At 61.7% G+C, this 22,675-nt stretch carries 18 protein-coding genes; 3 read left to right on the forward strand and 15 right to left on the reverse strand.

Features of this window, described 5'->3' with window-relative positions:
- Nucleotides 1-68: 68 nt before the first annotated feature.
- The 11 genes from RGM2987_RS26875 to RGM2987_RS26925 all read right to left on the reverse strand — a co-directional run bounded on the left by RGM2987_RS26875 (nucleotide 69) and on the right by RGM2987_RS26925 (nucleotide 17,202).
- Nucleotides 69-1,991 carry a diguanylate cyclase gene (locus RGM2987_RS26875; RefSeq protein ID WP_245145909.1) on the reverse strand — a complete coding sequence of 641 codons (1,923 nt, stop codon included), beginning with the start codon at nucleotides 1,989-1,991 and terminating at the stop codon, nucleotides 69-71.
- Between the two features lie 47 nt (nucleotides 1,992-2,038).
- Nucleotides 2,039-5,062, reverse strand: coding sequence for a cellulose synthase subunit BcsC-related outer membrane protein (locus RGM2987_RS26880; RefSeq protein WP_245145910.1), 3,024 nt, complete (start codon nucleotides 5,060-5,062; stop codon nucleotides 2,039-2,041).
- Nucleotides 5,050-6,159 carry a cellulose synthase complex periplasmic endoglucanase BcsZ gene (gene bcsZ / locus RGM2987_RS26885; RefSeq protein ID WP_245145913.1) on the reverse strand — a complete coding sequence of 370 codons (1,110 nt, stop codon included), beginning with the start codon at nucleotides 6,157-6,159 and terminating at the stop codon, nucleotides 5,050-5,052. Before bcsZ ends, RGM2987_RS26880 begins: the two co-directional genes overlap by 13 nt.
- 5 nt (nucleotides 6,160-6,164) lie before the next feature.
- Nucleotides 6,165-8,456 (reverse strand): cellulose biosynthesis cyclic di-GMP-binding regulatory protein BcsB, encoded by a 2,292-nt coding sequence (gene bcsB / locus RGM2987_RS26890; RefSeq protein ID WP_245145915.1) that lies wholly within the window; start codon nucleotides 8,454-8,456, stop codon nucleotides 6,165-6,167.
- A complete protein-coding gene (gene bcsA / locus RGM2987_RS26895) occupies nucleotides 8,453-11,044 on the reverse strand; it encodes a UDP-forming cellulose synthase catalytic subunit (protein WP_245145916.1) in 2,592 nt (863 codons plus the stop codon). The genes bcsB and bcsA overlap by 4 nt, the downstream gene beginning before the upstream one ends.
- Nucleotides 11,041-11,763: a cellulose biosynthesis protein BcsQ gene (gene bcsQ, locus RGM2987_RS26900; protein ID WP_245145918.1), complete on the reverse strand. Its 723-nt coding sequence runs from the start codon at nucleotides 11,761-11,763 to the stop codon at nucleotides 11,041-11,043. The genes bcsA and bcsQ overlap by 4 nt, the downstream gene beginning before the upstream one ends.
- Nucleotides 11,760-12,011, reverse strand: coding sequence for a cellulose biosynthesis protein BcsR (gene bcsR / locus RGM2987_RS26905; protein ID WP_245145920.1), 252 nt, complete (start codon nucleotides 12,009-12,011; stop codon nucleotides 11,760-11,762). Before bcsR ends, bcsQ begins: the two co-directional genes overlap by 4 nt.
- Entirely contained in the window at nucleotides 11,981-13,600 is a 1,620-nt protein-coding gene (gene bcsG / locus RGM2987_RS26910; protein ID WP_245145927.1) for a cellulose biosynthesis protein BcsG, read from the reverse strand. Before bcsG ends, bcsR begins: the two co-directional genes overlap by 31 nt.
- Nucleotides 13,593-13,787, reverse strand: coding sequence for a cellulose biosynthesis protein BcsF (bcsF, locus tag RGM2987_RS26915; RefSeq protein WP_245145928.1), 195 nt, complete (start codon nucleotides 13,785-13,787; stop codon nucleotides 13,593-13,595). Before bcsF ends, bcsG begins: the two co-directional genes overlap by 8 nt.
- A complete protein-coding gene (gene bcsE / locus RGM2987_RS26920; RefSeq protein WP_245145929.1) occupies nucleotides 13,784-15,325 on the reverse strand; it encodes a cellulose biosynthesis protein BcsE in 1,542 nt (513 codons plus the stop codon). The genes bcsF and bcsE overlap by 4 nt, the downstream gene beginning before the upstream one ends.
- Before the next feature lie 428 nt (nucleotides 15,326-15,753).
- Nucleotides 15,754-17,202 (reverse strand): catalase, encoded by a 1,449-nt coding sequence (locus tag RGM2987_RS26925; protein ID WP_245145930.1) that lies wholly within the window; start codon nucleotides 17,200-17,202, stop codon nucleotides 15,754-15,756.
- A 497-nt stretch (nucleotides 17,203-17,699) separates the two neighbouring features.
- Between RGM2987_RS26925 and RGM2987_RS26930 the strand changes: the two genes are divergently transcribed.
- A complete protein-coding gene (locus RGM2987_RS26930; protein ID WP_245145931.1) occupies nucleotides 17,700-17,840 on the forward strand; it encodes a hypothetical protein in 141 nt (46 codons plus the stop codon).
- A gap of 247 nt (nucleotides 17,841-18,087) precedes the next feature.
- On the forward strand, nucleotides 18,088-19,002 hold the full coding sequence (locus RGM2987_RS26935; RefSeq protein WP_245145932.1) for an SDR family NAD(P)-dependent oxidoreductase: 915 nt from the start codon (nucleotides 18,088-18,090) through the stop codon (nucleotides 19,000-19,002).
- A 56-nt stretch (nucleotides 19,003-19,058) separates the two neighbouring features.
- On the opposite strand, the gene RGM2987_RS26940 is transcribed toward RGM2987_RS26935, so the two are convergent.
- Nucleotides 19,059-19,529: a nuclear transport factor 2 family protein gene (locus RGM2987_RS26940; RefSeq protein ID WP_245145935.1), complete on the reverse strand. Its 471-nt coding sequence runs from the start codon at nucleotides 19,527-19,529 to the stop codon at nucleotides 19,059-19,061.
- A 74-nt stretch (nucleotides 19,530-19,603) separates the two neighbouring features.
- Complete coding sequence (locus tag RGM2987_RS26945; RefSeq protein WP_245145938.1) at nucleotides 19,604-20,455, reverse strand: SDR family oxidoreductase; 852 nt, start codon at nucleotides 20,453-20,455, stop codon at nucleotides 19,604-19,606.
- 98 nt (nucleotides 20,456-20,553) lie between these two features.
- On the opposite strand from RGM2987_RS26945, the gene RGM2987_RS26950 reads away from it, so the two are divergent.
- Nucleotides 20,554-20,982, forward strand: a complete 429-nt coding sequence (locus RGM2987_RS26950) for a helix-turn-helix domain-containing protein (protein ID WP_280640066.1) — start codon at nucleotides 20,554-20,556, stop codon at nucleotides 20,980-20,982.
- A 182-nt stretch (nucleotides 20,983-21,164) separates the two neighbouring features.
- Here RGM2987_RS26950 and RGM2987_RS26955 read toward each other — a convergent pair whose 3' ends face one another.
- The gene (locus RGM2987_RS26955) at nucleotides 21,165-21,476 is read right to left on the reverse strand and encodes a transcriptional regulator (RefSeq protein WP_245145940.1); all 312 of its coding nucleotides are present in this window, start codon (nucleotides 21,474-21,476) and stop codon (nucleotides 21,165-21,167) included.
- Nucleotides 21,477-21,535: 59 nt separating this feature from the next.
- On the reverse strand, nucleotides 21,536-22,657 hold the full coding sequence (locus tag RGM2987_RS26960) for an alkene reductase (RefSeq protein WP_245145942.1): 1,122 nt from the start codon (nucleotides 22,655-22,657) through the stop codon (nucleotides 21,536-21,538).
- Nucleotides 22,658-22,675 lie beyond the last annotated feature (18 nt).

Below are 22,675 nucleotides of genomic sequence, written 5' to 3' on the forward strand. Positions count from 1 at the left end.
TCCTTGGAGCTTATACCTCTATTCGCCCGATGGCGGCCCTTCCCATCGTTTTTGCGACGAACTCTTCGCTACTGCTGGGTATCCGCCAGCACCACCTGATTGCGGCCTTGCTCCTTGGCGCGATAAAGGGCCAGGTCGGCCTGCCTGAGCAGCTCGTCGGCCGTCCCCTCCTTGGTGAGCGCCATGACAGACAGGCCGACGCTGACGGTCACTACGCCCATCGGCGACATGGCATGGGGCAGCGCCAGCTTCGCCATCGCCTGGCAAGCGGCCTGGGCGTGCTCCAGCGCCTTCTCGGTGCTCGCGGTCGTGGTAATCAGCACAAACTCCTCGCCACCGTAGCGGGCCACCAGATCGCCTGCTCGCTGAGCATAGGCCTTCAGCGTCTGGGCGACGCTTCGCAGGCAATCGTCACCGGCCTGGTGCCCATAATGATCGTTGTATTTCTTGAAGTAATCGACGTCGATCAGCATCAGCGACAGCACCGTTTCCGCACGCAACCCGCGCCGCCACTCATTAACCAGCGCCTCGTCGAAATACCGACGATTGGCGATGCCGGTCAAGCCGTCTGTAGTGCTCAATTCATACAACTGTCGGTTGGCTTTTTCGAGTTCGGCGGTACGGTCCTGCACCTTGAGTTCCAGGTCCTCGTGGGCGTCCTGGACCCGCTCGGCCATATTGGCAAAGGCGCGCGCCAGTTCACCGATCTCGTCGGGAGATTGGGTCGGCAGCTGTTGGGGGCGCAGGCGCTCCTTGCCCGCCCCCAACAGTCGCGTCGCCAGGAGCAAGCGAAACAGCGGCTCGGCGACCTGCTTTTGCAGGATGGAACGCAGGATGAAGATTTCCACCAACAACGTCAGCAACCCGAGGACCACCACAATCACCAGGTTGTCGAAGATCGCCGGGATCATCAGCTTGCGTGGATAGTGGACCGCGAGCACCCACGGCGTGTCGGGAATCAGGCCCAGCGCAACAATATCGTCCTGGGTCTGGACGATCTTCGCCTGCCCCGGGGCCAGCGTGGGAACCACGTCGAGCAGCGGGAAATACTCCTTCATATTGAGCGAGCGGATAGAGGCACTGCCCGCACTGCTTTTGACCTGGTCCATGACGCTGTCGTGATAGATCAGCGTGCCGTCGCCGTCGGCGATGAACAGCGTGCTATAGGCACCATGCATGGCAGGCTTGGCGGTACGCGCCATCAATTGGTCCAGCAGCACATCGACACACGCCAGGATGTGATGCTTGCCGGAAGCATCGGCCACGTCGGGGGTGGCGATGGTGGTCATCCAGGCATTGTTGGAAAAATCCCAGTACATGCGGGTAAACAGCGTCTCATTGCCAGGTGTGCCGAAACCACGCGCATAGAATTCGTAGGTTTCCAGCTTGAGGGCCTCCGGGCCCGAGTAGGTGAAAACCTTGGCGATATCGGCGTCCTGGTAGATCGGGAACCCCTTTTCCGGCACCACCCCGTAGAAATTGAACAGCCGGCCCTTGGTGCTGGACCCGTATTTGTGCGACAGCAGGTACGACAGGGCAAAGCGCGCCCGGATATCGTCGTTGGGCGGCGTGTCAGGCGCATAGGTCGCCGACATCCCGGCAAAACTGCGGCTGTCGGCCAGCGGCTGGCCTTCGAACAACTGCGGACGCTGGGTATACGAGCCGTCTTCGTGGCGGTAGAAAATCTGCTGGAAGTCGTTCACCAGCTTTGTCTGCATGCCGGGGCTGGCCAGGGTCTGCTGGAACTCCTTGAGAAAATTCTGTTGCAGGTCCTTGATCTCCCGAAACGGCAAGGACTCGCGTTGCAGCGTTTGCTCGGTAGACAGCAGCAACTGACCGGTCACCTCCCTTTCGATGGACGTGGAGTTGACGTAGTAGGAAAACGCCCCCGCGCCCAGCGACACCAGGCCAATGCGCAGCACCGCCAGACGCAGGGCACGCGCCGTGAGCGAATGCTTATAGGAGACGACCGGGGGATTGTCTTGCGCCATCTATAGACTCCTCTGCCGCCCGCTCGAACGGGCGCGCCATGACCTGATCAGCGCAGTTGCGCATAGGGTGAAATAGGTTCCACTGGCAAAGGCAGGTTGCCTTGCCAAGGGTCGAAGGTGTACCGCAGGTACAACAGGGCGCGACTCGGCGCGTAGTCTTCGCTGTGCTGCCAGGCCAATCCGCCGCCGAGCACCAGGTGATCCGAGAGACGCCGCTCAACCAGGCCCTGCACGCGTACGTTGACGCCGCTGCTGGAGCCGGCGGCCTTGACCTCGCCGAGGTCGTCGGCGACAAAACCGGCCTGTTGCACGCCGCTCAGCCAATTCGCGCCTGCGCCTTGCAACGGATAGAGTTCGCTGGCCTGGGTCGTCGCGTAGGACCAGCCGAGCGAACCTTCCAGGCGTACCGACCAATCGGCGTTACGCCAGGCGTAATCGAGCGGAACGCCCACCGAGTAATAGTGCTGCGGACTGTAGTAGCCGCCCTGCCCCAGCGTGAACTCGCTGAGGTCCTTGTCATAGCTCCAGTACATCAGGGTCAGGCCGGTGCGCAGGCGCTCGTCGGCCCGTTGGATGAGGCTGTAGTAATAGCCGCCCATCGCCGAGCGGCGGCTGTTGTCGGCGACGTTTTCGCCCCGTAGCCAATGGGCGCCAAGGCTGCCCCAGACACCGTCCACCGCGCTGGTGGCATGGCTGAGATCGAGGGTCAGGCCGTTGGCGGTCACGCCGCCCCAGCGCACACCGCTGATGGGGTCGACGGTCCCGGCACGGGACAGCAGCGAATCGTTGACAGGGCGTCGGGAGGCCGTCAGTTTCCAGCCCAGGGTGTTCCAGTCACTGGCGAAGCTGACCCCACCCAACCAGTTCGGGACCGCGAAGCCTTCGGCGGAATGGCCGATGTCCAGGGCCCAGTGTTCGTCCCGCCAGCCCACCGCCAAGGTGTTGCCGCGTGCCTGTTGCGTATCGCTCGGGCAGCCGTTGGGCAATACCGCGCCGGTCGCCCGGTTGCGCAAGCGGATCGCGCAGGTACCGAATCGTTCGCGGTGCAACCCGTCGGGATCGCTGTCGAACCGCCCGGCATCCAGGTCGACGTTCTCCGCTTGAACAAAGCCCTGCCCTTGCGCGACGGGTGCGTCGATGCGCAGGATGGAAGTCTGCGCGAGCAAATCCGAGAGCCCTGGCGTGGTGTTGTCGCTGCGCCAGGCGACGTCATGGTAGAGATGCACGGTCGGGTTCTGTCGCTGGTACAGATCCGCGACTTCGCTGCGCAGGCTGCGCGGCAGCCAGTCGTCGTTATCCTGCTCGCGACTGGCCAGGGTCATTGCCCGATCATCGCGAGGGTTGGCCTGGGCCGGGGTGAGCAATCCAGCCGCGGCCATGGCGTGGGCGTAGCGATCCAGCGCCCGTTGCGGCTGCTGCACGGCGACGCGGCGTGCCCCATCGCGATACGCCAGCGCGTCGTTCGGCTGGTCGTTATCCGAGTGGGCGTCCAACAGTTGCGCGTACAAGGCGTCGGCTTTCGCCCCTTCACCGACAGCCGCCCAGGCATTGGCCACACGACGCCGGTAATCGGAAGTTGCCGTCGCTGGCATGCTCAGTTGCCCGAGTTTCTCACGCGCCGGCAGGGTTTGACCGTCGGCGATCAGCGTCTCGATCACGCCCAACTGCGTCCAGGCGCGGGCGACCGACTCGCGGCGCTGCATTTGAGCGTCCAGCTCCCGCATCGGCGGGCGCAAGGCCGCTCGCGGGATCGTCGCCAACGCCGCCAACGCCTCGCCGTCCCGCCCGTTAGTGCTCAGGTACAAGGCCTGGGCGTAGAGCGCTTCCGGGTTGTGCGCCTGACGCCGCATCAACTGGCGGAAGGTTTCATCGGCTGCGGTTGTCTGTCCCAGCATTTGCTGGGCCTTGGCCAACCGGAAGGCCAGCCAGGGATCCTCTTCATCGAGCGCCCTGGCCTTGAGCAGCAGGTCATTGGCCTCGGCCCAATCGGCGCGCTGCTCGGCGGCCTCGGCCTGGGCACTCAGGCGTGCCGTTAGCGACCGGGCTTGGGCAGCGCTGGCATCGGTACGAGCCTGAGCGACAGCGGCCAACCCGAGCGAGGCCCGGGCATCTTTGGGTCTGATTTTGCCGGCCTGTCGATACGCTTTCTCGGCGTCGGCCAGCGCGTGGCGCCGCAGCGCCCGGTCACCCTGGCGTAGCAGAATCGCATAATGATCGACGGTCCTCGCGCCGTGCTGCTGGCGCTTGAGTGCGGCTTGCCAGGCCGGATCGGCCAGCCGCTGCTGCTGGAGTTGCAGCTCGGCGGCGGCTTTCTGCCTGAGCGGTGATTCAGGGTAATGAGCGAGAAAACCCTGCCAGCCCTGGACACTGGCGGCGCTGGTCGGCAGGCGGCTCAGGTAGTTGTATTCCTGCTCGGCGGCGTCGAGGCTCGTCAGCGGATTGCTCGCCAGGCGACGGAGGATGGCCAGGCCCTCAGACTCTTTTTTCTCCGCCAGCAGCAGATTCGCCAGCACCACCTGCAACCCGACATTGCCCGGGTACTGACGATCCAGCGTGCGCAAGTGCTCGATGGCTGTCGGCCGTTGCCCGGCCACGGCGCTGCGTGCCCGCCAATATTCCAGGGCGCTGGCAAGGTCCGGCGGCGCATCGCCGAACAGTTTGCGGTAGGCACCGACGGCCTCTTGCGCTTTCCCCGCCGCGGCCAATGTCCGTGCCTGGTCCAAGCCTTTCTGCCCGTCCACGCTGTGCAGCGTCATCAGGCTCTGGGCCTGGAACAGCTGCGCCGAGTCTGGCGCCCGTTGCCGCAAGGTCTCCAGCAGGCGCTCGGCACGCGGTTGATCATGCGCCAGCAGTGCCTGGCGGATCCCGGCGACCAGCGTTTGAGGATCATCAGGCGCAATCAGGTTCAGTCGCGCCAACGCATCGCGGACCATGTCTTCGCGATACAGGGCCTCACCGACGCGCATCTGCTCCAGGACCCGCTGTTGCGGATCAAGCTGGCCGTCCGACTGGCCCAGCACCGGTCCACAGACACACCCCAGCAGCAGCGCCCATCCGGTTATTTTTTGCATGCGCCCGTCCAATTCGGTAGCAGGCGTCCATGCTTGTCAAAACGATAGCGGTGCTCATCCCAGCCTTGGCCGAACAGCATCAGGGAGCGGTTGTAATAGGCATCGGCCGCCGGTGGTTCCTGACGCAACCGTTCACGTTGCGCCTTCAACGCCTCGGCGCCATCGGCCGCGCTGGCGAGCATCGGCAGCAGCGCAGCGGAAAAGCCCACGGGACCCTTGCCGGTATCGGTGCCGGTATCGGTGTCGAGCAGTTCCGGCACCGCCCCCAAGCGAGCGGTCAGCGCCACCATGGGTTGGAAACGGGCGAGCAGTTGCGCCCTCCCCGGCGCGTCCTCAGCCAGCATGCCGAGCCATAGATAGACCCTGATGGCGTCGTAGCTGCCTTTGCTGCCCGTCACGGCATCGGCCATCCAGCCCTGACCGTTGCGCCACACCAGCCAGTCGGGGGCCAGGCCTTTGGGCGAACCTTCCAGCAGCAGGCGCTGGGAATTGTCCGCGAGTTCGGCCCAGAGCGGCGCCACCTGGGCAAAACGCGCCAACAGCTGCGGCGGCAGATAGCTCGGATTCAGGCGCCAGTTGTCAGTGCCGTCGAAGCCCTGCCCGCCCGGCAGCAGCATCACCCCCAGCCCCGGCAGTTGGCGCAGACTCTGCGCGGCGCTGAGCCAGAGGATATTGAGCCCGAGCTTCTCATAGGCCGGTTGACGCCACAGCCGCCCCGCTTCCAACAGGCTGTAGGCGATCCACAGATCGGCATCGCTGGCATTGTTGGCGTCGAGCACTTTCCATTGCCCTTGCGCGTCACGCCCCCACTGCCAGGCCGGCAACCGGCGAGACAGATCGCCGCCGGCCAGATTGTCCTGGGTCCAGTTCAATAGCCGCGCAAAGCTCGCCCGATCATTGGCCAGCAGCGCGAAGAACAAGCCATAGCTCTGCCCTTCCGAAGTGGTGATCTGTTGCGCGGTGGACGGGTCAATGACCCGCCCGTCCGGGCTCACCAGTGCTTGCCGATAACTGTCCCAGGCCGGCCAGCCACACTGGGCCGCGCCCACCGGGCCCGCCAACACCAGCATCAACAGCAGCGCCAGGCACGCTTTCATCCGATTCACTCCTGGCCCAGACGCCGGCGGGCGACCCAACTGAGCGAGCGCCACAACCCGAAAGCGATCAGCAGCACGATCAGCACCACCGTCGCCGCCAGCAGCACCGGGTGCTCGGAAAGCTGGAACCAGAGCATCAACCACCAGGGCAGATGTCCGACAAAGTACTGTTCGCCGACCTGGCTGCTGTCCACGCCGCTGCTGCGCAGCAACGCGACGGAGCCGGCCACGGCGTCCATCTTCCCGCCATCGGCGAGGGTGTCGCGCAGCAACTGGTAGTCGGCGTCATCGTTGGCCAGCAGCGCGACGATGCTGCGCTGCTCGTGGAACGGCGACTTGAGGCCGACGAAGGCGGCAATCGGCGCCTGGGCCGAAACCTCGACCCGTTGGGCCGCCTGGTTGCGTACATCGTTGAGCTGTCCGGCACGCGCCGATGCACCGCTCATGACCTGGCTGGTCGGTTCCAGCAACCAGTCGTGGAGGTGATCGAGCATCAGGTTCAGGTCCGGGTTATCGCCCATGCCGGCGGCCATCCCCCCGATGACCAACAGATCGGCATCCGCCCGGGCCGCCATGCTCCAGTCGGAAGACAGTTGCAAGCCCAGCGCCGGGGCACCGGAACGCGCGCCAATCGCGGCCAGGGATTCGAGCAAAGTGCTGATCTGCACGGCGGTGCCCTGGGCCGGCACCATCACCAGGGTCTGCGACAGGTCGGCCATGCGGCTGAACGGAAAGCCGCTGCGGGCAAAGGCCTTCAAATCCGGCATCGCCATGAAGTGGTGATAGCCAGACAGATCAATGGTCGAGGACTCGTCAATCGCGGCCTGGTTACTCGGTGGCAAAGTCGTCTGGCAGTGATCGCGCTGGGCGCTGCCGAGGGTGCTGGCGAAGTTGAAATCAAAACGCAGATTGTTGCGCTCGCCGACTTTCAGTGCCGGAACCAGAATCTTCTCCAGCGGATTGGCAGGGTCGCTGGACAGCACCGCCAGCCTCAGCCGTTGCAGCTTCGAATCATCCGTGCTGGGCAGCGGCAAGCTGCTGATGAATTGATTATTGAGGTTGATGTTCAGCCGTGACTCATCGGCGACCGCACTGGGGGTGTAGCGATAGTTGACTTCCAGTGGGATCCCCTGGCTGCGCCAGACAAACAGGTCCGGCGGCAGGTTGAGGTCGAGGTTGATCGGTGCCGGGCGCAGGCCACTCGCCTGCAACTGCTCTGGATAGCTGATCAGTTCGGCGAATCGAACCGGTCGATCGGTGCGAATCCAGTTCGGCGCATCATAGGGTTGGCGCGGCAGCAGCTGCTGCACCCTGTTCACTGTTACCCGCGAGCCGCGCAACAGATCGCCGCCCAAGGCCAACGCACGCGCCGCGACCAGCAGATCCTCGTCATCGCGACCCAGCACCAACAGCACCTTGCTATGGGGCGTCCCGGGGTTGTCGAGCATTTGCAGCACCGGCGCCTGGACCTTGGGGAACCGCTCCAGGTCTGCCAGGAACGGCGGACGTCGGTCATTGGTGGCGAATACGATGGCCGACGTCGGTGGGTTATCCCCTTCGGCCACCGGCAGGCGGTCGAACAGCACCGGCAAGCGCATACCACGCCAGCCCGCCCGGCTGCCGAAATAAGACGCCAGCACGCCGGCCGCACGCTGCTCGCCCAACGTCGGCGATGCCGCGAAAACCATGCTCAGGACCGGCTTGTCCTGGCCGCGAGCATCGAAGAACGGCAAGGGAAAATAGGCCAGGTCGTTCTGCAACGACAGCGGCTGTTCCTGAAGCTCGATCTCGCTACGGCCGCCGATGTTGACCCACAGTGTGTTGTTGGCCGGGTCCTCGCAGACATCGGTGTAGTGACCGATGAACTCCAGGCGTACCCGATTGAAGTCGGTGATCAGGCGCGGGTCGAGCGCGACGTTGCGAAAGGTCTTGTGCCCCAGTTGCTCCTTTTCGATGGGCACTACGCTCACCAGCACATCATTGAGATAGACCCGCAGATGCGACAGCACCGGCAACAAGGCCGGCGACGGCGTGTACTCGAGCCGCAAGTTGGCATCGCTGGCGATCCGGTCGCGACGCAACGAGAACTCGATCTGCTGGCTGTCGTGAATCCCCAGCAACAGCGTATCGGCCGCGTGGCCCAACTGACCGAAGTTATAGGTGCTGCTCCAGCCATGGAACGCATCGGGCGCTGGCGTAGCGCTTCCCGGCGAGGTCGCCAGGCCCTGGGCCTGGACGCCACCGACAACCAGCAGCGCCAGTGCGGCAACCAGGGACTTACTGAAATAGCGACTCATGACGGGCTCACCGATCGAGAAGAGGACGAGAAGAACGACGAAGGCATGCGCGGCAGGTAACTCAACAGCCATCCCACCAGCCGCAGGGGCGGACCGGCCACACGACGAACCCACAGCGGCAGGAATTGGTAGAGCTGGAAGTAGCCTTTGGCACCGAGCTTGAAAATGTCGATCAGGCTATGCAGGGGCCTGTCCGGGACGTAGTTGTCGCCCCAGTTCAACCAGGCATCGGCCCGGGCAAAGGTGCATTGCACGAAATCGATTTTCTGTTGGGTCGACAACAGGGCGAAGTTGATACCGACAAATTGTTTGTGGCTGCGACTGACCAGCCCGGGGAACAGGAATTCTCGCGAGTCGCGCTGCATCAACAGCGAAATCCGCCCACCCACCGGTAGCGACAGCGGCACGTCGACCTGCACGCCGACCCCGCCATCGGAGTAATCGAGCAGCGTGCCCGGATAGGAGTGGCCGCTGTCCAGGCGCACCGCCACCGGCAATTGGGTCTGCACCCGATGGGTCTGGCGCACCTGGCGGACTTCGGCCGCCACCGCCACGGCCGCGCCGAGGATCAGCAGGTTGTAGATCACCCACAGCGAGCTGACCAGCACCGTGCCGACTTCATTGGCCGGCCCCGTGGACAGACGCCAGCAGGCAAAACCCAAGCCGGCGATGTTCAATCCGGCCAGCACCAGGTATGGCCGGGCGATTTTCCAGTCGAACCGGTCGTACTCCATCAGGCCGCCCTTGGCGGTGACGTTGAAGCTGCCCTTGTTCGGGCTCAACAACGCGACCGTGGTGGGACGCGCGATGTACCAGGCCAACACGGTCTCGTAGACCTCGCCCCAGAAAGTCTGGCGAAAGCGGCCCTGCATGCGCGAGTTGGTCAGGCTGGCGTGGATCATCGGCGGCAACACATACAACAGGATCATCAGCGCCGGGGCATAGATGATGTAGGCATGCAGCAGCAGGAAAGCCAAGGGCGCGACCAGGAATATCAGCCGCGGTAAACCAGCGAGAAAGTGCATCATCGCGTTTGCGTAGCAGATCCGTTGGAACAGCGTCAGGCCCTTGCCCAGCAGCGGATTGTCGGTACGGAAAATCTGCGCCATGCCCCGGGCCCAGCGAATGCGCTGGCCAATGTGCGCGGACAGGCTTTCGGTGGCGAGGCCGGCGGCCTGGGGAATGCGTACGTACGCCGAGTTCCAGCCCGCGCGGTGCAAGCGCAAGGCGGTGTGAGCGTCCTCGGTCACCGTCTCCACCGCAAAGCCGCCGATCTCATCCAGCGCCGAACGCCGCAGCACCGCGCAGGAGCCGCAGAAGAACGCAGCGTTCCACATGTCGTTACCGTCCTGGATCAGACCGTAGAACAACTCGCCTTCGTTCGGTCGGTTGCGAAACACCGCAAGGTTGCGTTCGAACGGATCCGCCGACAGGAAGTGATGGGGTGTCTGGACCAACGCCAGTTTCGGGTCGCGCAGAAACCAGCCCACCGTCAGCTGCAGGAAGGAGCGCACCGGCATGTGGTCACAATCGAATAACGCAACCAGCTCGCCGCTGATACGGCCCAACGCATGGTTGAGGTTGCCGGCCTTGGCGTGACGATTGTCCGGGCGAATGACGTAGCCCACACCAACGTCGACGGCAAACTGCCTGAAGGCCTCGCGCTTGCCGTCGTCGAGCAGGTAGATCCGCAGCTTGTCTTCCGGCCAGTCAATCGCCAGCGCCGCATACACCGTCCCGCGCACCACCGAAAGGTCTTCGTTGTAGGTAGGAATCAACAGGTCGACCGTCGGCCAGCTGCGGGTATCCTCCGGCATTTGTGCCGGTTGGCGGTTCAGTGGCCAGCAGGTCTGGATGTAGCCGAAGATCAACACGATCCATGAATAGGTCTCGGCCGCCAGCAGCGCCAGGCCACAGGCCAGGTCCAGCGGCTGGTCCCAGTTCAGCGTCGAGGTGTAGCGCCACCACAGGTAACGGCAGGACACGATAGTGGACAGCACCACCATCAGCAGCGTCGCAAAACGCCCGGGAATCCCGCGTACCAGCATGGTCAGGCCCCAGAGCAGGAGCGCGAACACCAGTTGTTCCAGGTAACCGAATGGCTCGGTGATGCACAGCACTGTCAGGAGCATCAACTGGACCAGCAGCAAACTGCCGAGCAACCACTGACGGTGCCGCTCCAGGCCTTTCCACCAATGCACCCCCTGGGTCAGGCGGGCGTTATTCCGGATTCGTTTGCTCTGTCGCTCCAGTGTCTTGCTCAGCCGGGCCCAGACCCTTTGATTCATGGCCATGGCCCGCGTCCACCACGTCAGCGAGCGTGGACGGTGCTGCGGCGCAACCGGTCGAATCAGCATCAGCCAGACGCTTTGCAGCAGGTAACGCAACGGATCGCCCAGGCTCGGCGCTTTATCGGCCAGCTGTGGATACCAGCGTTGCCGCTGCTCCAGGACCTGGCGCCATGCCGGCGATTCCAGGCGCAACACCGCCCAGGCGAGGCTACTCGACAAGGCCAACAGCAGCGCGACCAGGGGCAGGCAATCGTGCTCGCTGCGCAGTTGCCGATAGGGAAACCAGCGGGCGATCATGCCGGCAGCCCTGTTCGGGCCTGGCACCACACCGCCAGGCTGAGCACGTCCTGGGCCACCAGGCTGCCAGGTGCATAACGGCCCACCGGCTGCTTGCAGGCCAACGCCTCGCGCATCGCTTCGTCACTGTGCACCGTCACCGGCAGCAGGCGCGCATCATGGTGCTGGCGCCAGATCAGCATCAGGTCGCGTTGAATCTGGCTGGCCGGATCGAAGCGATTGAGCAACAGGTAGTCGGTGCTCTGCTCCTGTTGTTGCAGCAACGCGTGACACGCGGCATCGGCTTCAATGAGCTGGACCTGCAGGTGGCAGGACACCGCGCTGTCCTGCCAGGGCAAGCGCCGGGGCATATCGAACAGTATCCAGTCGAAATGCTCGGCCAACGCCTTGGCGCGCCGGTCCCAGAGCCCGGGTTGGGCGCTCAACGCTTGCTCCAGGCTCATCCGCTCGGTACCGACGAGTCGACCATAGGGCAGCAGGCTCAGATTCGGCGCGAGGCTCCAGCTCTCGGCTGACCAGTCCTGGCCATCGAGCATCGCCCGCGCCCAGCCGCCAGTCTCCGTGACGGCCAGGTTGAAATGCAGGCGCAGCAGGTTGTCCGCGCACAAGTCCACCAGCAGCACACGCTGTTCAAGGGTGTGCAGGGCGTAGCCGAGCGCGGCCAACAATGAGCTGCTTCCCGCACCACCACGCAATCCGTGCATACCCAGGGAGGTCATGCCGTCACCTGGGGTTCTTCGTGACGCGTCAGCGAGACCCGCACTCCGGGGGCCCGTTGCATCTGATCGAACTCGGCGAACAGCGGCCAGCGCTGCAAGGCACGCCGCAACTCTCGCTGGAGCGAGACGTCGACGTACTTTAATGCAGGCAACTGCAATTCAGCCTTCAATCGAGCGATATCATTGGCCCGCTCTGAGCGTGACAGCAACCGGGCGCTCATTTGGACACCGGCCGGTAAGGCAGCCATGGGGTGTTCTCCTTGATCCGTACATAACGCGCTGCGGCGTAGTCCAGCACAACGCTGCCTTCGCTCTCGGACACCAGCGGGGTTTGCGCCAGCCCTGTCAGCAGGGGTTGCCAGTCCGGCTGCTGCCCGCCGACCTGGGCAGGCGCGCTATACAACCGGTCGATGATTTGTGCCAAGGCCAGGTAACTGCTTGGCTCGCTGACACGCAAAGGTGAGGACCGCGGGTTACGTCCCATGCCGATCAACTTGATGCCGACCGGCACCTGGGTAATCGACGGCGCGGGTATCTCACGCATGCTGGGGAACTGCATGCGGTCGCCACGAAGGGCCGCACCGTGGTCCGGCACGATCACCACCACCACGCGGCGGCCGCTGGCCTCCAACTGATCGAGGAAAACGCTCAAGTCCTCCAGCAGGGCCTGGGCTCGCGCCTTGTAGTCGGCGCGCCGGGTCTGACCTGCGGCCGTGACGATGCGATTACCGTCTTGCAGGGTCAGGGTGTTGTAGAACAGCGCCACGCGAGGATCGGGCTGTTGCAGGCGCTGCTTCCACCACAGGTCCAGCACTTCGCGATCACGCAACACCGGCGAGCCATCCGGTGCCGAGAGGATGGATTGCAAGTGACTCAGATCCATTCGCGGGGCCGGCAGCGCCCCAAGGGTCTGCACTGTATTGAGGAACCCGGCGGCCTGCCCCGTATGGTTGAGCAGGGTTTCACCGACGTAGCCCTGCCTGGCCAGTTCGTCGAACAACAGGCAAGGTTCAGGGGCAGGCACCTGGAGCTGGCTGCGCGGCACCTGGCCGCATCCGGCGCGCAGCAGCCCAAGCGTGGCAGGCACCCGCTCGGAGGCGGCGGAGTTGAAGCGGTCGAACAGCACATCCATCCCTTGCAGCAATGGATGGTCGCGCAGTCCCAACAGATCCAGATCGTCCCAAGCCATCGAGTCGATGTTGATCAGCAACAGGTCAAACGGCTGCGCGGTCGGCAACATAGGCTGGAAGGTGACGCGTCGTTCAGCTTCGTCAGCATAGAATTGCTGCAAGTAGCGTTCGATGTCCGCGTTCGCGCCAGCCGCCCTCTCCTGTGCCGCAACGCCTTGGATAAAGTCCGCCCCATGGCCCGGATAGAGCGCCGGCAGGTTGCCGAGCCCCAGCCAGGCCAGGCCGACCAGGCTCAGTGTGGTCAATCGCAGCCAAGGGTGGATGAACAGATACCCCGCCACCAGCACCAGCAGCCAGCCAAGGACATTCCAGTCGACCAGGCGTTCGGCCAGCGCCAGGGAATGCTCGGAGAACAGATCCACGACCGTGGTCCATTCAGGCCACTGGGTCAAAGGCGGCAGCCAGGTGTCCTGGTAGAGCAATGCCATGGCCAGCGGTACGGCGATCAGTTGCCGCATGACGGGCCTGAAACGGCTGCCCAATGGCACCAGCAAAAAGGCCGCGAACAACAGATTGGGCAGGACCTGAATGTTCAGGTAGCCGGCCCACTGCAAGGCGAACTTCAAAATGAAATACAGGTTCCAGTGCCCCAGGCCGGGCCAGACCCGGGCGGCTTTCAGCACAATTGCCGACTCGAACTTACTCATGAGGTGCTCCCGCTGACTGGCCCTTCACGCTGTCGCGAGGCACGCGGTGCGGCTTCAGATAACGAGGCGGCAACAGGCCTTGGACCCAGGCCCGCCCCTGGCGCCAGAAAATACGCAACAGCTGGATCAGCGCGAACGTCAGCAGGCAGCTTGCGGCAATGACCTGGAGCAACTCGTAGTAGCTCATTTGCAGTAGTCCATGATCGCCAGACGGCTTCGTTGTGGCGTATAGGCGCTCATTTCGGTTCGCACGCGCGCCGCCTCGCTGCGCTCCGGAGCCAGGCGCAACTCACTCGGCAGATTGGTGGCGTCGCGCAAAGCGGCGCACGGCAGCTCTTCCAGCTCGGCAAGGGGTTGGCAATCACTGAACAGATTGCGCCACGGCAAGCGACAGATATTGCCCAACGCCAACTCCAGGCCATCGTTGCGGCAAGCGAACAGGAACAGATAAACCTCGCCGTTGAGCACCGTGGCGATGTCGCCGAACCGACGCAGGCTGATCTGGTGCAGGCAGTGTTCGACCGTCAGCACCGAGCGCACGGACAACCGCAGCAACTGATGCTCGATTTCGCCAGATGCACCGTCATAAATCTGCTCCAGCGCCGACAGGAACTCACGCGGGGTCAACAGACCGCGCACCGTCGGAGCCCGCAGGCGTTCGAGCAGCGACTCCAGGTCACCGCTCGCCTGTCGGCGACGCCAGACTTGCCCCTGCACACTGTCGACCAGGCTGAAAAACCGCGACAACGGGTTGCCAAAGGGCACGACGATGTTTGCCCCGCAGGCCATCAGCAGGCGCTCGTCGCGGTAGCGCAGGCAGGGTTCTATTTCCCGCACGACGATTTTCAGCGCCGTACCGCAACGCTCGCGCAGCGCATACAGCTCGCGAGCCAGCGCTTCTACCTGCTGGTCGTTTTCAATGGCGACCATCACGCTCGCAGCCCGCGCCAGCGCGGCCTGTTGCAGCAGGTCGATGCGCCGGTCGAACACGCTCCACTGCTCGGGCAGGGTCGCTGCGCCTTCAAGCACTGCGCGCTGGGCCAGGTACACGCGCTGGTCGTCAGTGCGTGTCACGACTGGGCTGGCCTGCTCGGCCCGGGCCAGGCCAAAGCCTGAGGCTTGCAGCTCAAGCTCGAATTCCCGGGCGCCGCAGACGCCTTGGTCGTTGTGCCAGAAATGCGACTGGTAGCGAATGCCGCCATCCTGCCGGTACAGCTGGGCCAGGCCGGACAGGTGTTCATTGAGGCGGATCAATTCGCCATGCAGTGGCGAAGCCCGCCCATGGCACAACACCAGGAGCGTGCAGCGCTGTTCACGCAGCCAACGCCTCAGCCCACTACACCACTGCTGAAGTTGCGCGGCGTCAAAGGTGCGCCAGGCGGTTGCCGGCAGCATCAATAGCAACAGGCCGCCCGGAGCGATTGCGGCGCGCCTCAATTCCGACGGCAGCGACTTGAGCGCCGGACGAATCACAGCCTCAGGCACTTCGAACAGACGCAACTCGCCGGGACCGGATCGCGCGTCCAGGGCCTCTGCCAATTGCTCGGGATAAAAGCCACACCACAGCAGGCCGGCCCGATGCTGCCCGGGCAATGCCATCAAGCCTTGCAGCGCCAATGCCTCGGCATCGCGAGTGCGATCGACGGCGACCCAGTACAGTCCTCCTTGACGCATCAACAACTGCTCATCCGCAAACCCACGGATAGCCAAGGAAACCTGACTCAAGCCTGCACCACTCCTCTGCCGCCCCGGTGGGTGTTCCCGTCGACCTCAAACCAATGACCGACAATCGAGTCATGGTTGGATCAGCGAATCAACGACACACGCACAGGTTCCGCACTCGATTATTGCGATATCAAAACAGTGGCTAATGATGCAGGCAGCAGGAGATCACGCCTATCGGCGGATGCTGATTTTGCGTAGGGGCAATGATTAGGAGCGTAGGGGGCCCCCTACCAATTCTACCTATAGCCAATCGGACGAACGATCTTTTAGCCGCACTTGGCGTACAGTTCCACAAGTGGTCGGATCTCTGACAGGTCCAAACACTCATCGGCGCTTGTGAGAGGGTCACCACGGCATGTATTTGCGGAAAGTCGTTTTGATAACGCAAAAACCGCCCTGATGCGGGCGGTTCTGCTTATCGCCTGGACTTAGCTAATCTCTACGCCCAACGCTTTTGCAATGCCTTTCCCGTATGCGGCATCCGCCCTGAAGAAATGTTGCAATTGGCGAGCGACGACATCCTCCGATACACCACCCATTGCACCGGCAATGTTGCTAATCAGAAGAGCCTTCTGCTCGTCGTTCATCAAGCGGAACAACGCACCGGCATGGCTGTAGTAGTCGGTGTCTTCGCGGTGATCATAACGATCCGCCGCCCCATTGAGTGCCAAGGCTGGCTCCGCATAACGCGGGGCTTGCTTCGGCGCTTCTACATAGCTGTTAGGCTCGTAGTTGGGTGCCGCTCCGCCATTGCTGCCAAACGCCATGGCACCGTCACGCTGGTAGGTATTCACCGGACTGCGCGGAGCATTGACCGGCAGTTGCTGGTGATTGGTGCCTACACGGTAGCGATGCGCATCGGCGTAGGCGAATACCCGGCCTTGCAACATACGGTCCGGCGAGAGACCCACGCCTGGCACCATGTTGCTCGGGCCAAACGCAGCCTGCTCGACTTCAGCAAAGTAGTTCAGCGGGTTGCGGTTCAGCTCCAACTCACCGACCTCGATCAACGGAAACTCTTTCTGCGACCAGGTCTTGGTCACGTCGAACGGGTTCTCGTAATGGGCTGCCGCCTGGGCCTCGGTCATGATCTGGATGCAGACACTCCATTTCGGGAAGTCACCACGCTCGATGGCATTGAACAGGTCGCGCTGGGCGTAATCCGGATCGGTACCCGCCAGGCGCGCTGCTTCAGCCGGCGCAAGGTTCTTGATCCCTTGCTTGGTCTTGTAGTGCCACTTCACCCAGTGACGCTCACCTTGGGCGTTGATCAGGCTGTAGGTGTGGCTGCCGAAGCCGTGCATGTGACGGTACCCGTCAGGAATGCCACGATCCGAGAACAGAATGGTGACCTGGTGCAGCGCCTCAGGCGAATGCGACCAGAAATCCCACATCATCTGGGCGCTTTTCAGGTTGCTTTGCGGCAGGCGCTTCTGGGTGTGGATGAAATCGGGGAATTTCAGTGGATCGCGAATGAAGAATACCGGCGTGTTGTTACCGACGATGTCCCAGTTACCTTCCTCGGTGTAGAACTTCAGGGCGAAACCGCGAGGATCACGCTCGGTGTCCGCAGAACCGCGCTCACCGCCCACCGTGGAAAATCGCAAGAAAGTTGGGGTCTGCTTGCCAATCGACTCGAACAACTTGGCGCTGGTGTATTGGGTAATGTCGCGGGTCACGGTGAACATACCGTAGGCACCCGAGCCCTTGGCGTGTACGCGACGCTCAGGAATGTTCTCGCGGTTGAAGTGAGCAAGCTTCTCGATCAGGTGAAAATCGTCGAGCAGCAGCGGGCCGCGCGGGCCGGCGGAGCGAGAGTTCTGGTTATCGGCGACTGGAGCGCCGCTGGCGGTCGTAAGCGTTTTGATCTGGCTCATGCATCCGTTCCTCTGTCAGTCTGTATTCGTTGTACTCCGCGATCCGGTTAGGGTGCAGGTCGTTCATTAAAGGCGGCCATCGGGTGTTGCTGATTTTTGAGTAGGCGTTTTTCAGCGCCCGTGTAGGCAAGGCCCTACGTAAATCGCAACCCGGTGATATCTCATAAAATGAAGCGTGATCGGTGCCCTGGCTGATGCCCGTGGCCCATCACCAGACGCCAGGCACCAATGGCAATGCGCATTCAATCCGTGGTCGATGTCATGAGGCAGTCACCCGGTAGACCCCCCCCTCATTCAGAGCATCCCTAGATGAGCCTTGACATAAAAGAAAGCAAATCCACAAGATGTGACACTTGGTTAGTATTAGTGAAACGGTGTCCAAATCGCGCAAGGGACACGCTTCGTCACGAATTCGAGATTAATGCGGTCGGTCCGCTGGCCACCTGCTTGGCCTCCGCACTGCTCTTCGGCGACAGCGGGGCGGTGCCATTGTCAACATGCACTCGGCCCTGAGTTGGATCAATCTTCCGAACAGGGTGACCTATTCGACGAGCAAAGCGGCCACCTGGTCGCTGACCAACGGTCTGCGCCTGCTGCTAGGATGGGTGTACACATCGCGTTCTTTGACACAGGAATGATCCTTGGCCTGGAGGGCGTGCAAAAAGCTGCCCCCCTCAAGGTCGGCCAGCGCATTCTCGATGGTGTGTCATCAGCCCGAGGTGCTGGCCGACGGAACCGGCCAACAAATCAAGCAGAACCTGAGCAACGGTATCTATCTGCGGTCGATTACGCAGGACTGAGACTTTGGCGGCCGGCTCACAGCAGCCGACCGCTCCATGGCAACTGGCGTGCCGCTGCGGGCGCGAATGAATGGAGTAAGAGCTAATGACCAAAAACGATGATCGTCCCGTGCTGGTGACCGGGGCGGCAGGGGCTGTCGGCGGTATCGGCCGCACAGTGACCGAGACGCTGCTCGCCATAGGGATGAACGTACGCGCCTTGGTTCGACGCGAAGATACCCGCTCCGCCGCTCTACGTCAGCTCGGCGCTGAAGTCGTGGTGGGCGACCTCACCGATCTCACGTCGATGCACCGTGCCATGGAGGGTGTCGCTCGAATCTACTTTGGCATGTCGGTGTCGCCGGCTTATCTGGAGGCCACGGTCAATACAGCTGCGGTGGCGCGGCATCACGGTGTAGAGGCCTTCGTGAACATGTCACAGATGACGATTTCACAGATGAGTATCACAGAGACAACCGACAGCCCCCAGCACAAGCTGCACTGGTTGGCCGAGCAGACGCTCGCATGGTCGGGGTTGCCTGTCGTTACGCTGCGGCCCACCGTGTTCATGGAGGGGTTCTTTCTGCGTTTTGCCGCAGCCAATGTCCGGGAAACGAATACTTTGCTGCTTCCTCTTGGCCTGAGCAGAACCTCGCCCATCTGTGCGGCGGACGTGGCCGACGCCGTGTCGGCCATCCTGGTGGACCCCGCACCTCATATCGGCAAGATCTATAACCTCACCGGTCCGCAGTCCACCGATCTGGAACACTACGCCCGGATATTTTCTGACGCGCTCGGCCGAACCATCACCTATCGGGATCTGCCGGTGGCACCCTGGGCAGACAAGCTGCGCAATGCCGGCGTACCCACGCACGTCGTCGACCACCTCTCGGTCATGGCACAACTGCATCAGCAAGGGCGGTACGACCGTGAAACAGACGAACTGTCAGCCCTGACGGGTAAACCTGCGACAACCATGGCTGAGTTCGTCCGCCGCCATGCAACTGAGTACGCGCCGTAGACAACTCCAGGGTATGGGCCTAGTGCCGCATAGCGTGATGCGAGTATCTTTCGCAATTAGAACATTGTATTTGGATTAGCAGACTTTTCGGGAACATCCTGGATCACATCCCAGTGCTCAACGATTTGACCGTCCTTGACGCGAAAAATGTCCAGCACGGCTCGGCCCAGATCATCCTCGCCATTGGTCGAATGCACCTGTAGCCAAACCAGATCGCCGTCGGCCGCACTGCGCATGATGCGGGCGCGCGACTGAGGATTGCTCTTGAAGAAACCAGTGAAGTAATCGACGAGTGGCGCCTTGCCATCCGGCACACCGGGATTGTGCTGGCGATAGTCATCGGCAACGACCTTCGCCGCTTGCACAGTATCGTGGCGATTGAAGAAGCCGTCGTAAAACGTCAGTACCAGTTGGCGATTGGCCTCCTCGACAGCGGTGTCACGGGCTTGGATAACAGGCTCCGCCGTTGCGCCCCCCGCCAGTACCAAGCTGACCGTAAGAATGAGACGTTTCAGATATTGCGTCATCGGCCCCTCTCAGTCGGATGTTTCTCCATGATTCGCTTCCTTAGTTGTTTAAACTGCTGCTTGCCGGCAGTTCGTCAGAGCGTCTCCAGCGCACGTTCGACACTGAGAGCAAGCGGTGTGGTTGGCCTCCCGATGAGTTCAGCCAAGGCGCGCTCGTTGCCGTAGAGAGCCCCCTGGGAGGCGCTCACGTCATAGGAAGCCAATGCTGCGGCAAGCCCCTTCGGTAAGCCAACACCTTCGAGCGCGGCGGCGTAGTCGGCTTCTGGGAGGTCGTGGTAAGGGATGTTCCTGCCGGTCTGCTTCGAGATTTCAGCCGCCAGATCAGCCAGCGTCCAAGAGGTATCGCCGACCAGTTCGTAGGTAGTGTTTTCATGGCCGTCGGCAGTCAACACCACTGCAGCGGCTTCGGCCAGATCCTCGCGTGTCGCTGACGAAATCCGGCCTTCGCCTGCACTACCGAATAGCACGCCATTAGCCAGCGCCACACCAGCGAAACCTGTGTAGTTTTCTGTGTACCAACCATTGCGCAACAGCGTGTAGGAAAGTCCGGACGCCTTGAGGGCAGCCTCAGTTGCGCGGTGTTCGTCGGCAAGTGCCAGCACGGACGAGTCAGCGTGTAACACGCTGGTATAGACAATGCGCTTGATGCCCGCCCTCTTCGCCGCCGCAATGACGTTGGCGTGCTGCGCGACGCGCTGACCGATTTCGCTGGAAGAGATCAACAGCAAGGTTTCCACCCCAGACAACGCCGCATCCAGCGTCTCGGTCTTGGAATAGTCGAACGTTCTTGCCGAAACGCCCAGCGCTTCTGCCTGTTCCGGCTTGCGTACCAGGGCAAGAATGCCGCTTGTGGATGTTCGCTGTTTGAGATACTCGATGACGATGCGGCCCAGTTGGCCGGTGGCTCCAGTAACGGCAATGCTCAAGAGGTTACTCCTTGGTGAACGGGAGGTTGAAGAAATAGCCATGAACAAATGTAGAATGTGAAATTACTTTAAGTAAGTACGCACAAAAAGGTAAGTGTATGAATACAAGCGCTTCTTCGAAATCATCCGAACAGCCTTCATCAGTGCCTTTGTCCGAGCGCCTAAGGCGGGGTGACGTGATGGCTCCGAAGTGCCCGTCGCGCGAAATCCTGAACCATCTGACCAGCCGATGGGGAGTGTTGGTGCTTATTGGCCTGCTGCCCGGCACGCTGAGGTTCAGCCAGCTACGACGAAAGATAGGCGGCGTCAGCGAACGAATGTTGGCGCAGACACTACAGTTGTTGGAGGGCGATGCAATGGTGGAGCGTCGCGCCTATGACATCGTGCCGCCACACGTGGAATACACGCTGACGTCCATGGGTAGGGAAGCTGCCGTAAGGGTGCGAGAACTGGCCGATTGGGTGGAGATACACTGTGCAGCCGTGCTGCGTGAACAAGAGGCTTTGGCCGTAAAGAGAGGCCGTTAGGCCACCCCGCGCAAACAAGGTCACGAACCAGCGCATAGGCATCTTCACAGGGCCGCGCAATACTGATCTCTTTCGCGTCAATGCTCTGCTGAACACCATAAACAAGCGCTTAGATCTGGCGTCACTCCAGCCAAGAGACTCCCTTCGATCTGAGTCGGACAGTGATGGCTAAGAGGCAGGGCTCAGACGTTCAGCTCGGAATGCAACTCTGACAACGCGGCAGAAAGTTGCTCATCGTTGCGCTTGTAGTACGTCCATTTTCCAACTTTTGTTGCTGTCACGAAATCCATGTCTTGAAGAACCTTCAGGCAAAGGGATGTTGCAGGTTGCGACATCCCCGCTTTGTCTTGGATCAAGCTTGCGCATACACCGTATACGCTAAAGTCGTAGAGCTGGCTGTAGCTCTTGAAAGACTTGTGCGGGTTTGCCAGCCACGCGAGTACAGCTCGTCGGGTCGGATGAGACAAGACCTTAAGTGCTTCGCCTAGCTCCATAAACCTTGAACCTTGACTTTAATGTGGGGCTGCGCCCATTTGGGTGACCGCGCACGCTGTCAGGTGCTGTGCGGATAGTCGATATATCCCCGCTCCCCACCGCCATACAGAGTTGAAGTATCTACGGGGTTAAGGGGGTGGTTTTCTTTGAAACGTCGTGGTAAGTCCGGATTGGCGATGAACGTGCGTCCGAAGCCGAAAAAATCACCGTAACCAGTCGAGAGAATGCGTTTGGCTTTCTCATGAGTGTAGTTACCGGCATACATGATCGGGCCCGAGAACGTATTACGCAATGCCTGCCGGAATGAGTCTGGAAGATCAGGGCTATTGTCCCAATCTGCTTCTGCAATTGAAAGGTACCCGATGCGCAGGCCTTCCAGCATTTTTGTCGCTTCGACGTAGGTCTCGTGCGGATCTTTTTCGACCAGCCCCAAATAGACTCGTTCTTCATCCGTCGACTCAAACAACGGCGCGAAGCGTACACCAACGCGCTCGCTTCCGAATACACCGATGACTGCTTCAGTCACTTCACGTAGGAACCGCAGCCGGTTTTCGAGTGGTCCTCCGTACTCGTCAGTTCTGAGATTAGTGTGCTCTGAAATGAATTGGTTGATGAGGTATCCATTCGCGGAGTGCAGCTCAACGCCATCGAATCCCGCACGCTTCGCATTTTGAGCCGCTTGGCGATAAAGCTCTACCAGCTCCTTAACCTGGGTAGTAGTCAATTCTTGCGGCATGCTCGGATCTGCCAACTGCCCTTCGTTAGGGCCAGTTTCAATGAATACTTTAACGTTGGTCGCGCGGATAGCTGAAGGTGCAATAGGAGGCTGATTATCTGGTTGCAAACTGACGTGGGAAACGCGACCAACGTGCCAGAGCTGGCAGAAGATGGTGCCTCCCTCGGCATGAACTGCTGCGGTCACCTGGCGCCAACCTTCGACCTGTTCGTCACTGTAAATACCGGGCGTCCAAGCATAGCCTTGGCCGCGTGGCTCGATTTGAGAGCCTTCTGTAACCATGAAGCCAGCCGTAGCGCGTTGACGGTAGTACGCTGCCATGAGCGAGTTCGGTACGTTACCTGGCTGCGAGCTTCTGGAGCGAGTGAGTGGGGGTAAGACGATACGATTTCGAAGCACCAAGCTGCCAAGGTTCATAGCGGCAAAAAGATTGCGAGAGGACATTATTGAGCTCATATGGGT

It is taken from the genome of Pseudomonas sp. RGM2987, assembly GCF_022952855.1.
GTDB lineage: Bacteria > Pseudomonadota > Gammaproteobacteria > Pseudomonadales > Pseudomonadaceae > Aquipseudomonas.